General features: G+C 74.0%; 22 protein-coding genes. 15 read left to right on the forward strand and 7 right to left on the reverse strand.

The window, feature by feature from the left end:
• The first annotated feature begins 27 nt into the window (after window positions 1–27).
• The 4 genes from ACGFIG_RS22930 (at window position 28) to ACGFIG_RS22945 (ending at window position 1,711) form a co-directional block, all read left to right on the forward strand.
• Window positions 28–444, forward strand: coding sequence for a DUF2795 domain-containing protein (locus ACGFIG_RS22930; protein WP_393005948.1), 417 nt, complete (start codon window positions 28–30; stop codon window positions 442–444).
• Window positions 445–496: 52 nt separating this feature from the next.
• Complete coding sequence (locus tag ACGFIG_RS22935) at window positions 497–958, forward strand: SRPBCC family protein (protein WP_151455771.1); 462 nt, start codon at window positions 497–499, stop codon at window positions 956–958.
• A gap of 94 nt (window positions 959–1,052) precedes the next feature.
• A complete protein-coding gene (locus ACGFIG_RS22940; RefSeq protein WP_393005950.1) occupies window positions 1,053–1,313 on the forward strand; it encodes a hypothetical protein in 261 nt (86 codons plus the stop codon).
• A gap of 185 nt (window positions 1,314–1,498) precedes the next feature.
• Window positions 1,499–1,711: a hypothetical protein gene (locus ACGFIG_RS22945; protein ID WP_393005952.1), complete on the forward strand. Its 213-nt coding sequence runs from the start codon at window positions 1,499–1,501 to the stop codon at window positions 1,709–1,711.
• Window positions 1,712–1,735: 24 nt separating this feature from the next.
• Here the strand turns inward: ACGFIG_RS22945 and ACGFIG_RS22950 are convergent, their stop codons facing one another.
• Window positions 1,736–2,188, reverse strand: a complete 453-nt coding sequence (locus tag ACGFIG_RS22950) for a hypothetical protein (protein WP_393005954.1) — start codon at window positions 2,186–2,188, stop codon at window positions 1,736–1,738.
• 162 nt (window positions 2,189–2,350) lie between these two features.
• Between ACGFIG_RS22950 and ACGFIG_RS22955 the strand changes: the two genes are divergently transcribed.
• Window positions 2,351–2,728: a DUF6401 family natural product biosynthesis protein gene (locus ACGFIG_RS22955; protein ID WP_393005956.1), complete on the forward strand. Its 378-nt coding sequence runs from the start codon at window positions 2,351–2,353 to the stop codon at window positions 2,726–2,728.
• 73 nt (window positions 2,729–2,801) lie between these two features.
• On the opposite strand, the gene ACGFIG_RS22960 is transcribed toward ACGFIG_RS22955, so the two are convergent.
• On the reverse strand, window positions 2,802–3,668 hold the full coding sequence (locus ACGFIG_RS22960; protein ID WP_393005958.1) for a hypothetical protein: 867 nt from the start codon (window positions 3,666–3,668) through the stop codon (window positions 2,802–2,804).
• Window positions 3,669–3,857: 189 nt separating this feature from the next.
• Here ACGFIG_RS22960 and ACGFIG_RS22965 point away from each other — a divergent pair, with 189 nt between their 5' ends.
• The 3 genes from ACGFIG_RS22965 to ACGFIG_RS22975 all read left to right on the forward strand — a co-directional run bounded on the left by ACGFIG_RS22965 (window position 3,858) and on the right by ACGFIG_RS22975 (window position 8,096).
• On the forward strand, window positions 3,858–5,984 hold the full coding sequence (locus tag ACGFIG_RS22965; protein WP_393005960.1) for a SpoIIE family protein phosphatase: 2,127 nt from the start codon (window positions 3,858–3,860) through the stop codon (window positions 5,982–5,984).
• A gap of 39 nt (window positions 5,985–6,023) precedes the next feature.
• The gene (locus ACGFIG_RS22970; protein ID WP_393005962.1) at window positions 6,024–6,701 is read left to right on the forward strand and encodes an HAD family hydrolase; all 678 of its coding nucleotides are present in this window, start codon (window positions 6,024–6,026) and stop codon (window positions 6,699–6,701) included.
• A 105-nt stretch (window positions 6,702–6,806) separates the two neighbouring features.
• Window positions 6,807–8,096 (forward strand): cation:proton antiporter, encoded by a 1,290-nt coding sequence (locus ACGFIG_RS22975; protein ID WP_393005964.1) that lies wholly within the window; start codon window positions 6,807–6,809, stop codon window positions 8,094–8,096.
• A 27-nt stretch (window positions 8,097–8,123) separates the two neighbouring features.
• Here the strand turns inward: ACGFIG_RS22975 and ACGFIG_RS22980 are convergent, their stop codons facing one another.
• On the reverse strand, window positions 8,124–9,065 hold the full coding sequence (locus ACGFIG_RS22980) for an NAD(P)/FAD-dependent oxidoreductase (protein ID WP_393006314.1): 942 nt from the start codon (window positions 9,063–9,065) through the stop codon (window positions 8,124–8,126).
• Between the two features lie 164 nt (window positions 9,066–9,229).
• Here ACGFIG_RS22980 and ACGFIG_RS22985 point away from each other — a divergent pair, with 164 nt between their 5' ends.
• Complete coding sequence (locus tag ACGFIG_RS22985) at window positions 9,230–9,445, forward strand: DUF3072 domain-containing protein (RefSeq protein ID WP_393005966.1); 216 nt, start codon at window positions 9,230–9,232, stop codon at window positions 9,443–9,445.
• On the opposite strand, the gene ACGFIG_RS22990 is transcribed toward ACGFIG_RS22985, so the two are convergent.
• A complete protein-coding gene (locus ACGFIG_RS22990; protein WP_393005968.1) occupies window positions 9,439–9,954 on the reverse strand; it encodes a metallophosphoesterase family protein in 516 nt (171 codons plus the stop codon). The genes ACGFIG_RS22985 and ACGFIG_RS22990 overlap by 7 nt on opposite strands.
• 166 nt (window positions 9,955–10,120) lie before the next feature.
• Here ACGFIG_RS22990 and ACGFIG_RS22995 point away from each other — a divergent pair, with 166 nt between their 5' ends.
• Window positions 10,121–11,500 carry a glycoside hydrolase family 6 protein gene (locus tag ACGFIG_RS22995; RefSeq protein ID WP_393005970.1) on the forward strand — a complete coding sequence of 460 codons (1,380 nt, stop codon included), beginning with the start codon at window positions 10,121–10,123 and terminating at the stop codon, window positions 11,498–11,500.
• A 78-nt stretch (window positions 11,501–11,578) separates the two neighbouring features.
• Here the strand turns inward: ACGFIG_RS22995 and ACGFIG_RS23000 are convergent, their stop codons facing one another.
• Window positions 11,579–11,794 (reverse strand): hypothetical protein, encoded by a 216-nt coding sequence (locus tag ACGFIG_RS23000; protein ID WP_393005972.1) that lies wholly within the window; start codon window positions 11,792–11,794, stop codon window positions 11,579–11,581.
• A gap of 262 nt (window positions 11,795–12,056) precedes the next feature.
• Between ACGFIG_RS23000 and ACGFIG_RS23005 the strand changes: the two genes are divergently transcribed.
• The 3 genes from ACGFIG_RS23005 (at window position 12,057) to ACGFIG_RS23015 (ending at window position 14,350) form a co-directional block, all read left to right on the forward strand.
• Window positions 12,057–12,635, forward strand: coding sequence for a general stress protein (locus ACGFIG_RS23005; protein ID WP_393005974.1), 579 nt, complete (start codon window positions 12,057–12,059; stop codon window positions 12,633–12,635).
• Window positions 12,636–12,869: 234 nt separating this feature from the next.
• A complete protein-coding gene (locus ACGFIG_RS23010; RefSeq protein WP_121395498.1) occupies window positions 12,870–13,352 on the forward strand; it encodes a MarR family winged helix-turn-helix transcriptional regulator in 483 nt (160 codons plus the stop codon).
• Between the two features lie 11 nt (window positions 13,353–13,363).
• Window positions 13,364–14,350 carry a pirin family protein gene (locus tag ACGFIG_RS23015; protein ID WP_393005976.1) on the forward strand — a complete coding sequence of 329 codons (987 nt, stop codon included), beginning with the start codon at window positions 13,364–13,366 and terminating at the stop codon, window positions 14,348–14,350.
• A gap of 58 nt (window positions 14,351–14,408) precedes the next feature.
• Here ACGFIG_RS23015 and ACGFIG_RS23020 read toward each other — a convergent pair whose 3' ends face one another.
• Window positions 14,409–14,537, reverse strand: coding sequence for a hypothetical protein (locus tag ACGFIG_RS23020; protein WP_393005978.1), 129 nt, complete (start codon window positions 14,535–14,537; stop codon window positions 14,409–14,411).
• A gap of 142 nt (window positions 14,538–14,679) precedes the next feature.
• Here ACGFIG_RS23020 and ACGFIG_RS23025 point away from each other — a divergent pair, with 142 nt between their 5' ends.
• Window positions 14,680–16,269 carry a phospholipase D family protein gene (locus tag ACGFIG_RS23025; protein WP_393005980.1) on the forward strand — a complete coding sequence of 530 codons (1,590 nt, stop codon included), beginning with the start codon at window positions 14,680–14,682 and terminating at the stop codon, window positions 16,267–16,269.
• A 13-nt stretch (window positions 16,270–16,282) separates the two neighbouring features.
• Here ACGFIG_RS23025 and ACGFIG_RS23030 read toward each other — a convergent pair whose 3' ends face one another.
• Window positions 16,283–17,020, reverse strand: a complete 738-nt coding sequence (locus ACGFIG_RS23030; protein WP_393005982.1) for a hypothetical protein — start codon at window positions 17,018–17,020, stop codon at window positions 16,283–16,285.
• A 376-nt stretch (window positions 17,021–17,396) separates the two neighbouring features.
• Here ACGFIG_RS23030 and ACGFIG_RS23035 point away from each other — a divergent pair, with 376 nt between their 5' ends.
• The gene (locus ACGFIG_RS23035; protein ID WP_393005984.1) at window positions 17,397–18,224 is read left to right on the forward strand and encodes a SigB/SigF/SigG family RNA polymerase sigma factor; all 828 of its coding nucleotides are present in this window, start codon (window positions 17,397–17,399) and stop codon (window positions 18,222–18,224) included.
• Window positions 18,225–18,374: the final 150 nt, after the last annotated feature.

Raw genomic sequence — 18,374 nt, forward strand, 5'->3', positions numbered from 1 at the left:
CCTGCGCCACCGGGTAGCGCAGAAGACATGGAACGTGGCAGCAGCAAGCACGGACCGAGGGTCGACGAGCAGATGAGCCGGGAGGTCAGCGGCCTCGTGCAGGGGCCGGGGACCGGCGGCTCGCGGGTCGACGAGGCCCGGGTGCCGGAGCCGGCAGGCGAGGACCAGCCGGAGGCGACCACGGCCCCGGCCGGCGACCTGCGTACGGGGGCGCCCAAGGGAATGAGTTCCGAGGACGTCGAGCGGCGCAGCCGGCTCGGGCGGTTCATCACGATGTCCGCCCTGCCCGGTGACCGGGAGGCGCTGATCGCCAACGCGCGCGACAACGAGGCGCCGGCGGACATCCTCGCCGCCCTGGAGCGGCTGCCCGAGGGCACCAGCTACCAGACGGTCTCCGAGGTCTGGGCGGCGCTCGGCCACAAGAACGAGACGACCCGCTGGTGACCGGATCCCCGCACGATCCGGCCCGTCACCGGCGGACGAAGGAGGATTCCTGATGAGTGGCGTTACCGAACATGTCGACGTCTCCGTCCCGGTGCGCACCGCGTACGACCAGTGGACCCAGTTCGAGGACTTCCCCCACTTCATGGAGGGGGTGCAGGAGGTCCGGCAGCTGACGGACACGATGACCCACTGGACGGTGGAGATCGCCGGGGTGAAGCGCGAGTTCGACGCGGAGATCACCGAGCAGCTCCCCGACGAGCGGGTCGCCTGGCGCTCGACGGGTGGCACGCAGCAGGCCGGTGTGGTGACCTTCCACCGGCTGGACCCGGACACCACCCGGGTCACGCTCCAGCTCGAGTTCGAGCCGCACGGCGTGGTCGAGCAGGCCGGGGACAAGCTCGGCGTCGTCGACCGGCGCGCGAAGGGCGACCTGGAGCGGTTCAAGCAGTTCATCGAGCGGCGCGGTCAGGAGACCGGCGCCTGGCGCGGCAAGGTCGACCGTCCGCAGCCCTGATCCCCCGCCCCCGGGTGACGAACCACCGATGGCCGCCGGCTCCCCCGGCGGCCATCGTCGTTTGCCGACACCCGGTCGGGGTACCGCGATGGACATGACGGACGACGACAAGGTGTGGCGGGACGAGGAACGGACCCCACTGCGGGAACTGGACCGGGCCGTGGCGCGGTCGACGCTGGACGGCCAGAGCGACGACGTGACGGCGAACGACGCCGGCGAGGAAACGGCCTTCGGGCACGGACCGGAGGCGGCGGACCGCGGCGGGCAGGCCGCCGGGGCGGGGCGGGAGCCGACCGATCCGGAGCGCGCGTACCGGCCCTCGACGACGGGGCGGACCGGGCCCGACACGATGTGAGCCGCGCCGCGCGGGCGGGTCCCCGCCGGGTCCGCCCGCCGCGCGTCCGGCCACCTCACCGACCGAGTCCCGCCTCCCTCTCAAGGGCAAGGATTACGGTACGGAGGGGCGGGAAAACGGACAGCTCATCCAGAATCGGCCGTTCGGCTGACGGCAAGCCCCCGGTGGCGCGCAAGACTTTCGGGATGCATCAGGGTTCCGGCTTCCTCTCCACGCGCCAACGCCGCCTGGCATGGCTCGGCTTTCTCCTCGCCGCGCTCCAGGCTCCCGTCTCCGCCAAGCTGGCCTCGGACGACTCCTGGTTGTTCAGCCTCTGCGTCGCGCTGATGGTGGCGACCGTGATCATCGCCGACGACGCGGCCCGGCGCCGCCCGGCGAACGCCCGCCCGACCGAGTGACGCCTCCGCCCACGCGCTGACCGTTCAACCCTCGGTATCGCCGGGGCGTGCCTCGTGACCGGGGCGGCCCCGGCTGCGCCGCCGCTCCTTCATCTCCGCCTCGTAGAGATGCCGGCGACCGCCGACCAGCTCCTCGCGGGCCGCCCGGTCCAGGTCGCGGAAGAGGGCGTAGTAGCCGTCGTCGAAGTCCTCGACGATCTGGAACGTCCACCGTCCGGCGATGACGTTGCGGCCCAGCAGGTCGGTGTCGATGCGGTCGGCGATCCGGTCGTGCCCGGCGGCGCGGAACATCGCCACGGCGTCGTCGAGCATCAGGTCGGCGTGCCCCACGAGCTGGTGCAGCGAGTAGAGGTGACCCCGTACCCGCTCGACGCACTCCAGCGCCTCGCTGAGCTTGCCGAGCGCCGCCACCGTCTCGTCGCTGACCCCGGCGGGCCTGCGGTGCCGCTCGTCCGGTCCGTCCTGGTGTCGTCCCATCGAATCCTCCGGGTGTCGGCCGTGCCCGTACGGGCGGTTCTCCTCCTGCCCCGCCCGCGTCGGATCAATCCCCACGCGGCCCGCTGACCGTTCGGGGGAGGGCGAAAAACCCGCCGAGTGGCCGAGGTCGACCCCGGTACCGGCCGGATAGCCTCGGTCACCATGCGCGTGCCGTTCAACCAGGTCGAGGCCCGTTCCGTCGTCAGTTCGGCGCGAGCCACCCTCGCCGTCCTGTCGACCTCCGTCGGGGCGGAGGGGCTGGCCGCCGCCGCCGCGCGGCCGAGCCTGCTCGCCCTCGTCGACCAGCACGCCGCGGCGGTACGGGAGAGCCTCGACGGCGACCGCCGGCCGCTGAGCGCCGCCGCGCTCGCCGGCTACGCGGAGGGCGTCCGCGCCGCCGCGCTGGAGCACGGCTGGCAGCCGCCGACCGCGCCGGTGGACTGGTCCGCGCCGGACTGGCTGCTCACCCGGCTGCTCGCGGTCTGCGCGCTGACCCGCACGCTCGGCGCCCCGGCGCCCACCGCGCTCCCACAGGTCTGAGCGGCGGCGCGGGCACGCCGGAGGGGCGCCCGCTGGTCCACGGACACCCCTCCCTGTCGCGCCGCACGGCCTGTCAGCGGCGGAACTGCTGGGTCTCGTCGCCCACGTTCCCCGACTGGTACGTGCCGCGCCCGCCAGCCGTCGCGGACTCCTGCCCGCGCGGCATGACCTCGGTGCGCTCGGCCGCCGTCCGGTCGGCCATCTGCCGCCCGACGTCGGTCTGTCCGGCCTCGCGGGCCCGACGGTGCTCCTGCACCGCCCGCGACTCCTCGGCCATCCGGTTCAGCCAGCTGTCCCAGCGGTTCTGCATCGGTCGCACCAGACCACCGCCGACACCGACGATCAGGATGCCGGCCACCGTGGCGAGCACCGCGATCAGCACCGGCGTGGTCACCGTCGTGGCGATGCCCACCTGGTTCAGCGCGGCGATCACACCCAGCGCGAGGATGAAGACCGCCGTCAGGTCGGCCAGGATCTTGCCGTACGCGAGCCCGCCCAGCGCCCCGGTGACCAGGTCCCGGACGGCGTTGGCGATCGCGGCGGCCACGACGATGATGATGATCGCCACGAAGGCGCGCGGCAGCCAGGCGACCACACCGCCGATCAGGTCACTGATCGCGTTGGGTCCCCACACCCCGAAGGCGAACTGCAGGGTGAACAGCAGCACGGCGTAGTACGCCAGCTTCGCCAGGATGTCGCTGGCGTCGTACTTGGTGCGTTCCAGCGCGCGCTTGATGCCGCCCCGTTCCACCGCCCTGTCGAAGCCGACCCGTTCCAGCGCCGCGTCGACGATCTTGAGGACGGCCCTGGCGATGAGCCATCCGACCACGAGGATCGCGATGAACGCGATGGCCCGCGGTATGAACAGCAGCACCGACCTCCACATGTCGGCCACGGCGTTGCCGATGTCGACCTGCCTGACCGCGAGGCTTTCCGGCATGATGTCCCTCCTGTCGCATGGACTGCGTCGCGCGCTTACCCCGTCGCCGACGCGGCACGCCGTACCGGTCCCCGAGTTTTTCCCGACATGTCACCGCACAACGGTCCTGACCTGCCGTAACGTCCGACCCCGCCGACGCGCGGGGCATGATCGGGAACAGCTGCCGATGCCTCCGGTTAGGCTGCGGGCATGCCAGGAACGGTCGGACGGGTCCCGCACCCACCAGCCCCGGTCTCGGGAACGCCCGCCGCGTCGGGCACGACGGCCACCGTCCTGCGGCACGACTGGGCGGCCACCCCGCTCGGCCCGTGGCGGGCGTGGGACGCGGCCGTCCGCGCCGCCGCCGAACTGCTCCTCGCCTCCCCCGTGCCGATGGCCCTGACCCTGGGCGACGACCACCTGCTCGTCTACAACGACGCGTACGCGGAGCTGATCGGCGACCGGCACCCCGACGCGGTGGGGCGGCCGGCGGCCGAGGTGTTCGCGGAGTCCTGGCCGCTGCCCGGCGTGGGCGACGCCATCGAGCACACCTACCGCTCCGGGCAGCCGTTCCTGGAGAAGGAGACCACCCTCCCGCTGCACCGCCGTCCCGGCCTGGTCGAGCAGTCGGTCTTCACCCGGGGCTACTCCCCCGTGCGCGACAGCGCCGGGCGGATCGTCGGCGTGCTGACGGTGGCCGCGGAGACCACCCAGGTCACCCAGCAGTTGCAGAGCCTCAGCGACTTCGCCGCGGCGCTCGCCGGCACGCTCACCCTGGACGACGTGGCCCGGGTGGCGCTGCGCCACGCGATCGCCGCGTTCGACGCCGACCGGGTCACGTTCGCCGTCGACGAGGGCGGCGGCGGCTGGCGGATGGTCCGGCGCATCCGGGGCGAGCTGATGGACGAGGCCGACGAGCGCCTCCCTCCGCTGTGGCGGCGCATCCCGCCGGACGGGCAGGGGCCGGTGGCGACGGCCGCCCGCAGCGGCAAGCCGCACTTCATCGACGACGGCCAGCCGCTGCGGGACATCGCGGCGGACCGGCACGACCAGAAGGTCCGCTCGCTCGCGGCGGTGCCACTGCGGGGCTCGGTGGTGCGCGGCGCGCTGACGGTCGGCTACCAGGCCCCGCACGTCTGGTCGGCCGCGCGGCGTGCGCTGCTGGCCGCGTCGGCCGAGCTGGTCGGGCAGGCCGCCGAGCGGGCCCGCCGGTTCGAGACCCAGCACGGCACCGCCCAGCTGCTGCAACGCAGCATGCTGCCGGAGCACCTGCCCGACCTGCCCCGGATGCGGATCGCCGCCCGCTACGACCCGGGCGTCGACGGCAACGCCGCCGGCGGGGACTTCTACGACGCCTTTTTGCTGCCCGACGGCGGCCTGGGCATCGTGCTCGGCGACGTCGCCGGCCACGACGTGCAGGCCGCGGCCCGGATGGGGCAGGTCCGCGCGGCGCTGCGGGCGCTGGCGCTGACCGACCCCCGCCCGGACGCCGTGCTGGCCGGGCTCGACCGGCTGGTCACCAGCCTGGGCGCCGAGGGCGACACGCACGAGCTCTTCGTGACGGTGGTCTTCGGGGTCGTCGACGCCGACCGGCAGCGGCTGACCCTGGCCAGCGCCGGCCACCCCGCCCCGCTGATCCGCCGGTGCGCCCCGGACGGCGCGCCGGTCGCCGAGTACCTCGACCTGCCCGCGGGCGCCCCGCTCGGCCTGGGCTGCCGCCCGCCCACCGTCACGGTGCCCTTCGCCCCCGGCGACACCCTGCTGCTGTTCAGCGACGGCGTGGTGGAGCGGCGCTGGCAGGACCTGTCGGCCGGCCTGGAGACCCTCGCCGTCGCCGTGGCCGGCGCGGGCAGCGGCGACCCGCGCGCGCTGTGCGCGGTGGCCACCGCGGCGGTGCCCGGCGCGACCGAGGACGACGTCGCCGTGCTGGCGGTGGAGCACGCGCTGCGCCCGTCCCGGTCGACGAGCATGGAGGTGCCGGCCGAACCGACCGCGCCGAGCCGGGTACGGCACTGGATGACCGGGCAGCTCACGGAGTGGCGGGTGCCCGAGTCGATCATCGGCGCGGCGGTGCTCTGCACCAGCGAGCTGACCACCAACGCCCTGCTGCACGCCGGCACCGCGGCCCGGGTGGAGATCGACCTCAGCCCGGAGCGGCTGCTGGTGTCGGTCGCCGACTCGGGCACCCGGGGCACGGTGACCCGCGCGCAGACCGACACGCTCAGCAGCCGGGGGCGTGGACTCGGTCTGATCGAGGAGCTGAGCGACGCGTGGGGGACGGATCCGACCGTACGCGGCTCGACGGTCTGGTTCGAGATCCTGATCCCGCCCGCGTGAGCGGCGTCAGCCCCGGCCGGAGGGGGTAGGAGGACACCCATGGCCACCGACAAGCCCACCGGCGTCCTCTTCGACGTGGACGGCACCCTGGTCGACACCACCTACCTGCACACCGTGAGCTGGTGGGAGGCGCTGCGCCAGATCGACCGGCCCACGCCCATGGCGACGATCCACCGCGCCATCGGGATGGGCTCGGACAAGCTGCTCGACCACCTGCTCGGCCCGGAGCGCGACCGGAGCGCCGACCAGAAGCTGCGCGACGCGCACGACACCCTCTTCGCCGAGTACTGGGAGCGGCTCGTCCCGCTGCCCGGGGCCGCCGACCTGCTGCGCGCCTGCGCCGAGCGGGGACTACGCGTGGTGCTGGCCACCTCCGCCGCCGAGCACGAGGTGGTCGCGCTGCGTCGGGCACTGGCCGCCGACGACGTGGTCCACACCGTCACGTGCTCGGCGGACGCGCGGGAGAGCAAGCCGGCCCCGGACATCCTGGTCGCCGCGCTGGAGCAGTCCGGGCTCGCGGCCGAACACGTGGTCTTCGTCGGCGACTCGGTGTGGGACGTCGCCGCGGCCGGCGAGCTGGACATCCCCTGCGTCGGGCTGACCTGCGGCGGCACCAGTCGTGGCGAGCTGGCCGGGGCCGGCGCGGTGGCCGTCTACGACGATCCCGCCGCGCTGCTCGCCGCCCTCGACGACTCGCCGGTGTCCCGGGTGCGGTGACCGGTCCCGGTTTCGTGACCGGGAACAGGAATACGAGAAGTCTTCCGGGGGCAAGGACTTGCACCACCTGCCCGCACGCCGTGGGCGAGGCGGAGAGGTGGGGTCGTGGAGCCGGTAGACGTGGCGTTCGCGGTGGTCGGGCTGGGCGCGCTGCTGGCGGGCATTCTGCCCCGGGTGCTCGAACGCCGGCCGCTGTCCATGCCAATCGCCTTCCTCGGGCTGGGCATGCTGGTCTTCCTCCTGCCCGTGGGGTTGCCGGACCCTGATCCGCTCGCGTACCCGGACGTCGCCACCCACCTCACCGAGATCGGTGTCATCGTGGCGCTGATGGGCGCCGGTCTGAAGATCGACCGGCCGTGGAGCTGGGCACGGTGGTCGTCGACCTGGCGGCTGCTGGCCATCGCCATGCCGCTGTGCATCGCGGCGGTGGCGCTGCTCGGCTGGTGGTGGGCCGGCCTGGTGCCGGCCGCCGCGCTGCTGCTGGCGGCGGCCCTCGCCCCGACCGATCCCGTGCTCGCCGCCGACGTGCAGGTCGGCGAGCCCACCGACGTCGAGGACTCCGAGGACGAGGTCCGCTTCGCCCTGACCTCCGAGGCCGGGCTGAACGACGGGTTGGCCTTCCCCTTCGTGTACGCGGCCATCGCCATCGCCACCACCAGCCTGGCGCCCGGCGACTGGCTGGGCCACTGGCTCGGCGTGGACGTGCTCTGGAAGCTGGCGGCCGGGGTGGCGGGCGGATGGTTGATCGGCTGGCTGCTCGGCAAGCTCTTCTTCCGGGCCCCGAGCAAGCTGCGGCTGGCCCGGCACTCCGAGGGCTTCCTCGCGCTGGCCGCGACGTTCCTGGCGTACGGGCTGGTGGAGGTCGTCAGCGGCTACGGCTTCCTGGCGGTCTTCGTGGCCGCGCGGGCGATCCGGGCGGCCGAGCGCACCCACGAGTTCCACTCTGTGCTGCACGACTTCGCCGAGCAGGTCGAGCGGCTGCTCACCGTGCTGCTCCTGCTGCTCTTCGGCGGCGCCGTGGTGGGCGGCCTGCTGGCCCCACTGACCTGGCCGGCCGCGGCGGTCGGGGTGGCGCTGCTCTTCGTGGTCCGCCCGCTGGTCGGCTGGCTGGCGCTGCGGGGCGCACCCGGCCGGCCGGCCGAGCACTGGGTGATCGCCCTGTTCGGCATCCGGGGCGTCGGCTCGTTCTTCTACGTCGCGTACGCGACGGCGAAGACCAACTTCCCGCAGGCGGACGTGATCTGGGCGACCGTCGGTCTCGTGGTGATCGTGTCGGTGGTGCTGCACGGCATCGCGGCGACCCCGGTGATGCAGTTGCTGGACCGGGCGGGCGAACGCACCGCCGACCCGTCGGAACGCGGGCGCGCCGGCCAGCCCGTTCCCGCCGGCGGCTGATCGCCCAGCGGTACGCGCGGGACTCCCTCAGACGCCGCGTAGGCGGGTGACGAGGGCGCGGCCGAGGTCGCGGCCGGAGCGCCAGGCGCTCTGCACCCGGGGCTTGCCGAAGACGTCGCCGGCCAGCCCGATGCCGTCGGCGTCGAGGTGGTACGCCCCGCCCGGTCCGGCGGTCGGCGTCGCGTACGTCCAGCGGTGCACGTGCACGTGCTCGGCCGGTTCGGGCAGTCCCAGCAGGTCGCGGACGGCCTCCTCGATCGCCGGCCCGGCCCCGGTAGGCTGGGCGAGGTGGCCGGCGGCGAACCCGGGCGTGGTGTGGGCGACCAGCACCGGCGCGCCGTCGCCGCGGCGGTCGCCGTCGTCGCAGACGACGCTCAGCAGCGGGTGGTCGTTGACGAAGGCGCCCCGGAAGGTGGCCCAGTGGCGGGTCGGGAAACGCAGCACCCCGGCCAGCGACGGCGACCAGCGTTGGACCTGGGTGGCCCGGGTGGCGGCGGCGAGGGCCGGGTCGAGCAGCAGGCCCGCCTGCGGCCCGGGCATGGCGAGCACCGCCGCCTCGCAGGGCCGCCCGTCCACGACCGGCCCCGGCTCGACGCCGAGCACGAGCCGGTTCACGGTCACCGGCAGTTCCCGGGCCAGGTGCTCCACCAGCGACCGCAGCCCTTGCGGCGCCGCCCAGCGCATCGGGCCGGGCACCTCGCGCCGGCCGTCGGCGCCGTACGCGACGAAGGTGTCGGTCCACTCGCGGGCCAGGCCGGCCGCGCGCCACCCCGCGACCACCTCGGCGAAGTCCGGATCGTCGACGGTGAAGTACGCGGCGCCGGTGTCGGCCGGCCGGCCGTCGAAGCGGCGGCTGGCCATCCGGCCGCCGACCACCCGGGCGCGTTCCCGGATCTCCACCGGGATGCCGGCGCGGACCAGTTCCGTCGCGCACGCCACGCCGGCGATGCCCGCGCCGACCACCACCACCCCCGCCCGGTCCTCCTCAGTCATCCGGAGATCGTATGTGCGCGGGGGTCGCCCGGAGGCCGGGTGGAGGCCGCGACGCGCCCGGACGGACGACGCGCCGGAGGGCGGCATGGATGGGCGCGGCGCGGGGTATTGGCACGTCTGTTCGAAGGAAGGTGGAGAGGATGACGGACCGCACCCACAGCCAGGCCAACCCGCAGGGCGCCATCAAGGACCCGGACGAGTGGGTCACCGGCGAGGAGCCGCCGACCGCCGCCCAGGAGTCCTACCTGGCGACCCTCGCCCGGGAGGCCGGCGAGGAGCCGCCGGAGGGTCTGACCAAGGCCGAGGCCTCGAAGCGGATCGACCAGCTCCAGGAGGAGACCGGCCGCGGTCAGTGACCGGGCGGGCGGCGCGGTGGCAGGCGGTGCAGTTCGACCTCGTCGAGCCGTCCCGCCGCCACCCGCGCCGTCAGGTAGGTGGCGTGGGGCTGGGCGCGGCGGTCGGTGGGCGAGCCGGGGTTGAGCAGCCGCAGGCCGCTCGGGGCAACGGTGTCCCAGGGGATGTGCGAGTGGCCGAAGACCAGCACGTCGGCGTCGGGGAACCGGGCGGCGCAGCGGCGTTCCCGCCCGTCCTTCGGGCCGGTCTCGTGCACGACGGCGATCCGCAGCCCGTCGAGTTCGACCCGGGCGACCTCCGGCAGCCGGGCGCGCAGCGCCGGCCCGTCGTTGTTGCCGTACACCGCGACGAGGCGGCGGGCCCGGGCGCCCAGGGCGTCGAGCAGCGCCTCGTCGACCCAGTCCCCCGCGTGCAGCACCACGTCGGCGGCGTCGACCGCCGTCCAGAGCGGTTCCGGCAGGTCCCTGGCCCGCTTCGGCACGTGGGTGTCGGCGGTGATCACCAGGCGCATCCCGCCATTCTCCCCCACCCGGGCCCGCCGCACGCCGACCGCACCGCACGGGTGAGTCGCCGTTCGTGGCGTCGAACCCCTTCCCATCGCCGTCGTCGGCACGTAGTTTGACGGCGACGCGTGGGAGCGCTTCCAGTGGTGCTCCTCGATGGAAAGGGGAGATCCCGTGAGAAGCAGACCCGCACTGGCCGCAGCGGGCGCCGCCGCGGCGCTCGCCGTCGCCGCGACCGTCGCCGTCGGCGCCGTCCGCGTACCCGCCGCCGTCGCCGCCGACTCGACGTTCTACGTCGACCCGGCCACGGGCGCCGCGACCTGGGTCGCCGCCAACCCCGGCGACCCCCGGGCCGCCGTGATCGCCGACCGGATCGCGGGCGTGCCCCAGGGCCGTTGGTTCACCCGGACCAACACCTCGACCGTACGCGCCGAGGTCGACGCCTTCGTCGGGGCGGCGGCAGCCGCCGGCAAGGTACCGATCCTGGTCGTCTACAACATCCCGAACCGGGACTGCAGCGGCGCGAGCGGCGGCGGGGCCCCCGACCACGCCACCTACCGGCAGTGGGTCGACCAGGTGGCGGCCGGCCTGGCCGGGCGACCGGCGAGCATCGTCCTGGAACCGGACGTGCTGCCGCTGATGACCAGCTGCCAGAACGCGGCCCAGCAGGCCGAGACCAGGGCCTCCATGGCGTACGCCGGCAAGCGGCTCAAGGCGGGCTCGGCCACCGCGCGGGTCTACTTCGACATCGGGCACTCCGCGTGGCTCTCCCCCGGCGAGGCGGCCTCCCGGCTGCTCGGCGCTGACATCGCCAACAGCGCGGACGGCATCTCGCTCAACGTCTCCAACTACCGGCACACCGCCGACGAGGTCGCCTACGCCAAGTCCGTGATCGCGGCGACCGGGGTGTCCCGCCTCAAGGCGGTCATCGACACCAGCCGCAACGGCAACGGTCCGGCCGGCTCCGAGTGGTGCGACCCGGCCGGGCGAGCCATCGGCACCCCGAGCACCACCGCCACCGGCGACCCGGCGATCGACGCCTACCTGTGGGTGAAGCTGCCCGGCGAGTCCGACGGCTGCATCGCGCCGGCCGGCCAGTTCGTGCCCCAGCGGGCGTACGACCTGGCCGTGGCCGCCGGCCCGGTCCCGACCACCGCCCCGCCGACCACCGCGCCGCCCACGACGCCCCCGCCCACCACCGCGCCGCCCACGACGCCGCCGCCCACCACCGCCCCGCCGCCCGGTGGCTGCGCGGTGTCGTACACCCCGAACTCGTGGTCCGGCGGCTTCACGGCGGAACTGCGGGTGACCAACCACGGCGCCCCGCTGACCGGCTGGACGCTCACGTTCGCCCCCGGCGCCGGGGTCCGCCTGACGAACGGCTGGAACGGCGACTGGACCCAGTCGGGCGACCGGATCACCGTCCGCAACGCCACCTGGAACGCCGGGCTGCCGAGCGGCGGCACGGTCTCGGTCGGCTTCCAGGGCACCTGGCCGGGCGGCACCCTGCCCACCCCGACCGGGTTCACCCTCAACGGCACCGCCTGCGCCTGACCCACCGCGCCTCGCCCGCCCTGACGGGGCGGGCGAGGCACGCGCACGCACCCGCCGGGCGGGCCGTGGGCACACGGTTCATCTCCCGCGAGCCACCCGCCGCCTGGCGGCGTACGGCAGCACGAACAGGTACAGACCGCTGAACATGAGCAGGGCGAGGGGAAGCAGCGGCAGGTAGGACACCCAGACCACGGGGTCCTGCTGTGCCAGGGCGACGAAGGCGGCGACGACGGTCACCGTGAAGGCGATGGACAGCCAGCGGTGGACCTGCCGAATCCACTTGTTCCAGCGCAAAGGGACCTCCTCAGGAGACGACCGGACCCGGGCCCCAGGCGGGTGGGATGCCCGTGGCGGCCACGCTAGTTGCGCCCCGACCACCGGAGCTTCTCGATTCCTGACCGGTCTGGACCGTGCCCGCGCGGCGGCGACCACCGCGGCCACCTGCGCCCCCGCACGCCGCCAACCGCGACGCACCGCCCTTGCGGGTATCCGGTCCGGCGGTGGCGTTACCCCGCGACGGCGGCGGGAACGCGGACGGTCGACGAAGGAGGAGCTCATGACCACACCATCGGGTCCCACCTCGGCATGGCGGCCCGGGATGCCGGGCGCCGACACCCTCCCGTCCGGTCCCGCCGGCCGGCCGAGCGCCCCCGGCCACGACGGGCATGGCCCGGAGACCGGCCCACCGACCGTGAGCATCGGGTCGTACCCGGACTATCCGTCCGCCCAGCGGGTCGTCGACTACCTGGCGGACAACCGGTTCCCGGTCGAGCACACCGCCATCGTCGGGACGAACCTCACCCTGGTCGAGACCGTGCTCGGGCGGATGACCACCGGGCGGGCGGCCCTGCTGGGCGCCGGTACGGGCGCCTGGTTCGGACTCTTCATCGGGCTGCTGTTCGGCATCTTCACGGCCGGCAACTGGATCGCGGTGATCCTCGTCGGGCTGCTCGTCGGCGCGCTCTGGGGGGCGGCGTTCGGCGCGATCGCGCACGCGATGACCGGCGGGCGGCGCGACTTCACCTCGGCCAGCTCGCTGCGCGCCGGCCAGTACGCCGTCATCGTCGACGCGCAGTTCGCCGAGCAGGCCCGTCAGCTCCTCGGCCGGATCCACATGGCGGCACCCGCCCGCTGAGGGGGTCCGCCGGCAAGCGCCCCGGCCCCGGGCCGGACGCGGCCCGCGAGGCGCCCCGCGCCCGCGGGCCGCAGCGCGTTCAGCCCCGCGGGCTCCGCCGAGCTCTCCGCGTTCCGCCCCGGCCCCGCCCGCGTTCCGCGCCGGCAGTTCAAAGCTGTAGAACGTCTCCCGCGTTGCCAGGTGATCGCAGTCACGAGCACTAGTTAAATTTTGAAATAGTGCTACTGTCGGGGCGTGACCGAGAGCCTGGACAGTGCCCGCCTCGCCGCCTGGCGCGCCTACATCGAGGCCAGTCAGCGGCTCTACACCCGGCTGGAGGACGACCTGCGGGCCGACAGCGCGCTCAGCTTCGCCGACTACCACGTGCTCGTCCTGCTCTCCGAGGCGCCGGGCCAGCGGCTGCGGATGGGTGAGCTGGCGAGCCGCCTGGTCTTCTCACCGAGCCGGTTGACGTACCAGATCACCACGATGCAGCGGCGCGGCCTGGTGGCCCGGGAATCCTGTCCGGACGACCGGCGCGGCAGCGAGGCCGTGCTCACCGCCGCCGGGCTGCTGGCCCTGCGCGAGGCCGCCCCGCACCACCTGCGGTCGGTGCGCGCCCACCTCATGGACGACCTCGACGACGCCGAGGTCGCCTGCCTCACCCGGATCTTCGAGCGGCTCGGCCGGCGCCTGCGCGCGGACCGCGACGCGTCGACCGCCCACCCCCACAGCTGAGGAGTACCCCGATGCCCGCCATCACCGTCGACAACGTGCTCGTCCTGCCCCGCCTGCCCCGGCTCGGCGAGTCCACCGCGTTCCGCCCGGTCCGCCGGCTGACCACCGCGCCCAGCGGCTACGAGGGCGAGGGCTTCCCGGTTCGCCGGGCGTTCGCCGGCGTGCCGGTCGGCGAACTGGACCCGTTCATCCACCTGGACCAGATGGGCGAGGTGGACTACGCCCCCGGTCAGCCGAAGGGCACGGCCTGGCATCCGCACCGTGGCTTCGAGACGGTGACCTACATGATCGACGGGATCATGGACCACCAGGACTCGCAGGGCGGCGGCGGCACGATCACCAACGGCGACACCCAGTGGATGACCGCCGCGAGCGGGCTGCTGCACATCGAGGCGCCGCCGGAGCACCTCGTCATGAGCGGCGGGCTGTTCCACGGCACCCAGCTCTGGGTCAACCTGCCCCGGGCCGCGAAGATGAACCCGCCCCGCTACCAGGACATCCGCGGCCGGGAGGCGGCCCTGCTGACCACCCCCGACGGCGGCGCGTTGATCCGGGTGATCGCCGGCGAGATCGCCGGACACCGGGGGCCGGGCTCCACCCACACCCCGATCACCATCAGCCACGTGACCGTGGAGCCGGGCGCCCGCGTCGACCTGCCGTGGCGGACCGACTTCAACGCGCTGGTCTACGTGCTGGGTGGGCGGGGCACGGTGGGCACCGACGGGCGGCCCGTGCACACGGGTCAGCTCGCCGTGCACGGCCCCGGCGACGCGCTGACCTTCACGGCGGACGCCAGCCAGGACGGCCACACGCCGACGCTGGATCTCTACATCATGGGCGGCGAGCCGATCCGGGAGCCCGTGGCGCACTACGGCCCGTTCGTCATGAACACCCGCGACGAGTTGATCCAGGCGTTCGAGGACTTCAAGGCCGGCCGGCTCGGTGTCGTGCCCGCCGAGCGGCTGCCGCACGCCGACGGCCCGGCCCCCAGGTCCTGAGCCACACCGCAGCCGGTGGGCGCCCCGTTCCGGGGGCGCCCACCGGCGGGACGCGGCGTCAGGAGACGGCGAAGATGCCCGCCACGCCGAGGATCACCATGAGCAACACGGTGACCAGCGCCCCCCGCTCGCACTCGACCGCCTGCTCGCGGTACTCGGTCACGGGGTTCGTCGTCTCGCCGGGCATGGTGTGGCCTCCTCGGTGTTCGCGTCGTGATCGGGGCGGGTGTCGGGGATGTCAGACCGGATCACCGGGGCGCCGGTCGGGATGCGCACCCGCGACACGGGTCCTACCGTGAGGACGTTGTCGACCTCGGAGGGCTGGAACGGTGGCACCACGCAACTGGTTCCTGAGCGCAGCCGAACGCGCCAACCCGGTCTCGGAGTTACCCGTTTGGAGCGATGGAAACCTCGCCGAGCCGCTGATTCACGGTGCCGCGTACTTCGACCGGCTGGTCGACGAGGTCACGGCCCTGGAGCCCGGCGACCACCTCTTCTTCACCGACTGGCGGGGCGACCCGGACCAGCGGTTGCGCCCGGACGGACCGACCGTGGCGCAACTGTTCGCGGGCGCCGCCCAGCGGGGCGTGCTGGTCAAGGGCCTGATCTGGCGTTCCCACCTCGACGTCCTGGCCTACAGCGAGGCGGAGAACCGCAACCTGAGCGAGACGGTCTCCGCCGCCGGCGGTGAGGTGCTGCTCGACCAGCGCGTACGCCGGGGCGGCTCGCACCACCAGAAGCTGGTGGTGCTGCGGCATCTCCGGGCGCCGGAGCGGGACATCGCCTTCGCCGGCGGGATCGACCTGTGCCACAGCCGACGCGACGACGCCGCGCACCGGGGCGACCCGCAGGCGGTGCTGATGTCCGCCCGCTACGGCGAGCATCCGCCGTGGCACGACGTGCAGCTCGCGGTGCGGGGGCCGGTGGTGGGCGCGCTGGACACCACCTTCCGGCAGCGGTGGACCGACCCGATGCCGCTGGACTCGGAGAACCCCCTCGCCTTCCTGCGCGACCGGCTGCGCGGGGCGGACCTGCGGCCCGATCCGCTGCCGCCGCAGCCGCCCGATCCGCCGCCCTGCGGCCCGCACCACGTCCAGGTGCTGCGCACCTACCCGGCGGTCCGGCCCCGCTACTCCTTCGCCCCGGACGGCGAGCGCACGGTGGCCCGCGGCTACACCAAGGCGGTCCGGCGGGCCCGGCGACTGATCTACCTGGAGGACCAGTACCTGTGGTCCACGGAGGTCGCCGACCTGTTCGCCCGGGCGCTGCGGGACAACCCGGACCTGCACCTGGTGGCCGTGGTCCCCCGCTTTCCGGACGTGGACGGCCGGCTGGCGCTGCCGCCGAACACGGTCGGCCGCGAGCAGGCGCTGTCGCTCTGCGCACGGGCGGCCCCGGACCGGGTGCACGTCTTCGACGTGGAGAACCACGCCGGCACCCCCGTGTACGTGCACGCGAAGGTCTGCGTGGTCGACGACGTGTGGGCCAGCGTGGGCAGCGACAACTTCAACCGCCGGTCCTGGACGCACGACAGCGAGTTGTCCTGTGCGGTGCTGGACGGGACCCGCGACGAACGGGCGCCGACCGACCCGGCCGGCCTCGGCGACGGCGCCCGGGTCTTCGCCCGGGAACTGCGGCTGCGGCTGTGGCGCGAGCACCTGGACCGCGACCCCGACGGCGGCGAGGACGCCGACCTGGTCGACCCCGCCGACGCCGTGGCGGCGATCACCGCCTCCGCCGACGCGCTGCGACGGTGGTACGACGCCGGGCGGGCCGGGCCCCGGCCGCCCGGCCGGCTGCTGCCCCACCGGGCCGAACGGCTGCCCTGGTACACGCGGATGTGGGCGCTGCCGGCGTACCGGCTCGTCTACGACCCCGACGGCCGGCCGCTGCGGGCCCGGTGGGCCGGCACGTGGTGAGCCGGGTGCGGCCTCAGGCGGGTACGGAGAGCGCGTCGACCCGGCCGTGGGCGGGCCCGGACTCGACGGTGCCGGTGTCCCCCACGTGGGTCGTCAGTCCGCCCGGGTAGGCGAACGAGGCGCGCGGGGAGTAGAAGCCGAACCCGATCGTCAGCGGGTTCTCCGGGCGCAGCGCGTAGATCGGGTGCGTCGGCTCCAGGAACTCCACGGACTCGACCACGAACAGGTCGACCGGTTCGGCGACGAACGGGTACACGGAGCTGAGCAACTGCCCGTCGCGAGCCGTGAAGTAGCGGTGGTGGCCGCTGCTGACCGTCCCGCCCGTCTCGCCGACCTGGCAGCGGGCCCGGATCACCGGCACCCCGTCGATCTCCGTCTCGGCGATGATCTCCCCGCCGTGGCGCTCGATGCGGGTGCGGCCGGCGACTGCGGGCGCGCCCCGCGCCGCCGCGTAGGTGCGGACCCGTTCGCTACAGGTCACGTAATGCGTCCACCAGCCACCGGCGTGCATCCCGCCCGGCGCGTCCACCCCGGCCAGCGACACGCCGAGGTAGGCCAGCGAGTACGCGCCGAAGCCGGAGGTCTGGCAGGCGTCGTCGACCACGTACTGGTTGAGGAAGACCAACCGGTCGGGGGACGGCCGCAGCCCGAGCGGGACCAGCGCCGCGACCGCGTCCGGGTCCGCCGGCAGCCAGCCGAAGTAGAGCGTGCGGCTGTTGACGACGAGTTGGGGAGCGGCGGGGTCGAGCACGGCACCTCCGGCAGCGGGCTGGTAACCGCACGCTACGGCCCGTCCTGTCGACGGGACAACGACGGAAAGCCGACATTCGACGCCGGTCATCCGGGGCGACGGTGACCGCTCGGCCGGGCGGCCGGGGCCACCCGGATAAGAAACCGTCGATGTCCGGCCGGACCCGTCGGCCGTATGCCCGAGGTTGACAGGCTCACCGCCGGCATCAACTTCGCCCGATTGACCCGGATCCTGGTGATACATCACCTAAGTACATCGTACTTTCGGCTAGATTTCCTCGGACCGATCGGGCTAAGGTGACTTCCGAACGGACATCTGAAGTTAAACCTAAGCGTCACGGCTTTCATCCGCGGACGAGGTGCAGGGAGGACCACCCATGACCGCGCCAACGATCACCGAACAGGCGACGACAACAGCGCCGAGCACCACCCCGAAGCTCGATCCGCGTGCGCTCACCGACAGCGCCGCCGATCTGCTCAACGCGATGGCCGCGCTGCCGGCCAACCACCCGTCCCGCGCCGCACTGCGCGACAAGGCGATCGAGGCCTGGCTGCCGCTCGCCAACCACCTCGCCCACCGCTACAGCGGCCGGGGCGAGCCCACCGACGACCTGGCCCAGACGGCGGCGGTCGGTCTGATCAAGGCGATCGACAAGTTCGACCCGTCCCGTGGCGTCGACTTCGCCGGCTACGCGATCCCCACCATCATCGGCGAGCTCAAGCGGCACTTCCGCGACCGCACCTGGGACATCCGGGTCCCCCGCCGTCTCCAGGAGCTGCGGCTGGCCATCTCCGACGCCAACAGCTCGCTGCTGCAGACCCTCGGCCGTTCGCCGACGGTCGCCGACATCGCCGCCCACCTCAAGCTCACCGAGGAAGAGGTGCTGGAGGGCCTGGAGGGCGCCCGCGCCTACAACGCGGTCTCGCTCTCCACCCCCACCGGCGACGGCGACCGCGCGACGGAGCTGGGCGACATGCTCGGCGGCGAGGACAGCGAGTTCGAGCTGGCCGAGCTGCGCGTCGCCCTCGGCCCGGCGCTCGCCACGCTCGACGAGCGCGAGCAGAAGATCCTCACGCTGCGCTTCTATGGCAACCTGACGCAGTCGCAGATCGCCGAGCAGATCGGCGTCTCGCAGATGCACGTCTCCCGGCTGCTGGCCCGCGCGCTGACCAAGCTGCGGGGGCAGCTCGACGGCACGTACTGACGGTGGGTGGGTGATGGCCGGGTCGGCGGACCCGGCCATCACCGTGTCCGGCGCGCACCGGACGCCGCCCGGGCCGCCTCCCGGCGTCCGCCTGACACGCCGTCGGCACCGACATCGACGGGGTACGCCCCGGCCGGGTGACGCCCGGGG

Origin of the sequence: Micromonospora sp. NPDC049048 (genome assembly GCF_043197615.1) — a bacterium.
In the GTDB taxonomy this organism is placed as follows: Bacteria; Actinomycetota; Actinomycetes; order Mycobacteriales; family Micromonosporaceae; genus Micromonospora.